The organism is Nocardia sp. NPDC060220, from assembly GCF_042727815.1.
Lineage (GTDB): Bacteria > Actinomycetota > Actinomycetes > Mycobacteriales > Mycobacteriaceae > Nocardia.
The window spans coordinates 1-3,129 of record NZ_JBHWZY010000804.1 but is presented as its reverse complement, the minus strand read 5'-3'; the positions used below and the strand labels follow the sequence as shown (position 1 = coordinate 3,129).

Below are 3,129 nucleotides of genomic sequence, written 5' to 3'. Positions count from 1 at the left end.
CTTCGGCGCCGGTTTCTTGGCCGTGGGCTTCTTCGCCGCGGGTTTGCGCGCGGGCGCCGTGGCGCGCTGCTCCGGCTCCGCGACCCCGCCGCGCGAGCTGTTGGCCGAGCGGCCGCGCACGATACCGACGAACTCCTCGAGCAGATCGCTGTCGGTCCCGGCAGGCCACGCCAGCGCGATCTCGGTGAACTCGGTGTCGCTGATCGGGCGGTAGACCAGGTCGCGGCGGTGATGCAGGCGCGCGATCGATTGCGGCATGATCGCCGCGCCGCCCACGGCGGCGACCAGGGCGAGAGTGTCGACGGCCTGATCGAGATCGGCACCGTCCTGGATCGTCTCGTCGGCCAGATCCGCCGGGCTGATCGTCTCGAGCAGTGACAGCGCGTCGTCTTTCTGCACGACCGCGACCGGCGTCTCCTGCCACAGCGCGATCGCGTTGGTCGCGGTCCGGTCGATGGGCAGCCGGACGAAGCACAGGTCGACGCGCCCCTCGCGCAGCACCGACTCCTGCTCGCCCTGCGCGACGCCGACCACCTCGAGCGGGTGGTCAGGTAGCCGCTCGCCCCAGATCCGCGCCCACTTCGACACCGTCACTCCCGGCACGAACCCCACCCGCAGGCTCGCGGGCGCGTCGGGCTTCTGCTCCCGTTCGGCCTGCTCCCGCACCCGGATCAGGTCCCTGGCACGCGCGAGCAGGGCGGTGCCGTCGTCGGTGAGCTGGGTGGGCGAAGCGCCCGGCACGAAGACGCGGGTGCCGAGCTCTTCTTCCAGCTCGATCACGGTGGCGCTGAGAGCCTGCCGTGGGATCCGCAGCGCCTTGGCGGCGCGGGCGAAGTGCAACTCCTCGGCGACCGCGACGAAACGACGCAACCGGTCGAGGTCGATGGAGTCGGCGGCGGTGACGTCGAAGTCGCTCATTCTGACCAGAATATGGCACCCGCCGATCGGGTCGACGAGCCGATCAGAGGTTGGCCAGCAGCGCGATCACGCCGGCGATCACGATGACGACGACCAACAGGACCGCGTAGGCGCCCAGTGCCGATCCCCAGCCGCCCCGTTGCGGCGGCGGATTCGGGATCGGCACCGGTTGCTGCCGATACTGCGGCGGGGGCGCGTACTGCGGCTGCGGCATCCGCGGGGGCATCGGAACGGGGTTGTACTGCGGGATAGGAGTGCCCGTCGAGCTCACCGGGCGCATGGGCTGCATGCCGACGAACGGCTGCGCGTGCGACCCCGAGGTCGGCCGGGCGATCGGGCGGGCACCGGTGGTTCCGGTGCGCACCGCCCGCTGCGCGGCGTCGACGAACTCCTCGCACGAGGTGAACCGATCGGCGGGTCGCTTGGCCAGCGCACGCGCCATCACGGCGTCGAGCACCGGCGGCAGGCCCGCGCGGCGCGGACTGATCGGGGGTGGCGGCGCTTGCAGATGACCGGTGATCACCGCGGCCGGGCTGGTCGATTCGTAGGGCGCGCTGCCGGTCAGCAGTGTGTAGAGCGTGCACGCGAGGGAGTACTGGTCGGCGCGGTGATCCAGTGCGGCGCCGGTGAGCTGCTCTGGCGCGGCGTAGGCCAGCGTGGCGGTGAACGATCCGGTCTCGGTGAGATGACCCGAATCGTCGCGCAGCCGTGCGATGCCGAAGTCGGTGAGATACACCCGCTCCTGGCTGCTGGAACGCGCCAGCAGGATGTTGGCGGGCTTGACGTCGCGGTGCAGCACCCCCGCGCGATGGGCGTAGTCGAGCGCGGCGGCGGTCTCACCGATGATCTGCAGCGCCCGGTCCGGCGGCAGGGAATGCGGGTCCAGCGAGGAGGCATCGATCCCGTCGATGTACTGCATGCTGATCCACAGCTGATCGCCCTCGACGCCGCGGTCGAACACGGTGACGATATTGGGGTGGTCGAGCTGCGCGACCAGGTCGGCTTCACGCTCGAACCTGGCCCGGATCTCCTTGTCGGAGAACAACTCCCGATTCAGCAGCTTGAGCGCCGTCCATCGGGGCAGACGCGGGTGCCTGGCCAGATACACCGATCCCATCCCGCCCTGACCCAGCTGCCGGTCGATCGTGTAGCCGGCGAACACCGTCCCGTCAGAAACCACTCTGACCCCCGAATCTCGCTCTTCGTCCGACGGCCTGGACCCTACCAAACGCGAGGACCCGCGAATCGGTGCAGTACACCGCTGTGTGGCAGGTTCAACCCAGTGGGAAGCGAGCGATGTCGGCGAGGAGAACAGGCATATCGGCCTCGACTGTGGTGAAAGCCGAGCCGCGCTGGAAGGCCAGCACCCATCGTTCTCGCGCGGAATCGCTGAAGGTGGACACCACGGCGGAGCCACTGTATCCGCCGTTGTAGGCCTGTTCACGATGGTGGTCGGTACGCGATCCGGTCGAGGCGTTTCCCTTGTCACCGGTCTCACCACGAAACCGATTCACTGCCTCGACTGCGTCTGCCGCGGTCGCGAAGGCGTAGAAGAAATAGTCGGTATCGGCACTGTCCAGACTGCCGCACGACCATTTCGCGTCTGCCTCCTGAAACGTCAACTCCCACAGGAGTTCGTTCCGGATCTTCGTGTTCGCGTACGCCGAGCACTCACGACCCTCGAATCCGGGGCCGTCCGCGAATCCGGTCGGCACCATCTGGGGAAATGCCTGCGACATCGCGGCCAGATCTTTGTGCGCACGCGATCGTTCCAGCATGTCCGAAATCCAGGTGCTCTCGTCCTGCCACACCCAGGTGACGGCGCCGCCGATGATCAGTGTCAAGGTCAGCAACACCGCTGCGACTACCCGGCCGCCCTTTCGACGCGGCACCGGCGCGCGGTAACCGGAGCTTCGCGGCATCGGCGGCGGTGCGTAGCCCGGGTTCGGCTGGGGCGCAGCGAAGCGCGGCGCGTGCCCGCCGTCACCGTACGGATTCGGCTGGGGGTGTCGGGGCACCGAGCGCGCACCGGCGAACACGGTGGGTTGCGCACCGGTGCCACTCAGCGCACGGCGTGCGGCAGCCGCGAATTCGGCGCAGGAGTCGAATCGGTCGGTGGCGCGTTTGGCGAGGGCGCGGGCGAGGACCGCGTCCATGGCTGCGGGCAGATCCGGTCGACCGGCGCGCAGCGACGGGGGCAGGGATTGGAGG

Annotated in this window: 2 protein-coding genes and 1 pseudogene; all 3 read right to left on the bottom strand. The window is 69.2% G+C overall.

All coding sequences use genetic code 11. The features are described from left to right. A partial coding sequence (locus ACFWF3_RS29945) for a LysR family transcriptional regulator (RefSeq protein WP_379316988.1) occupies window positions 1-918 on the bottom strand: 918 nt, incomplete at its 3' end. Between the two features lie 43 nt (window positions 919-961). After that, on the bottom strand, window positions 962-2,098 hold the full coding sequence (locus tag ACFWF3_RS29940) for a serine/threonine-protein kinase (protein ID WP_379316986.1): 1,137 nt from the start codon (window positions 2,096-2,098) through the stop codon (window positions 962-964). Between the two features lie 94 nt (window positions 2,099-2,192). Next, a pseudogene (locus tag ACFWF3_RS29935) lies at window positions 2,193-3,129 on the bottom strand (serine/threonine protein kinase); the annotation flags it as partial.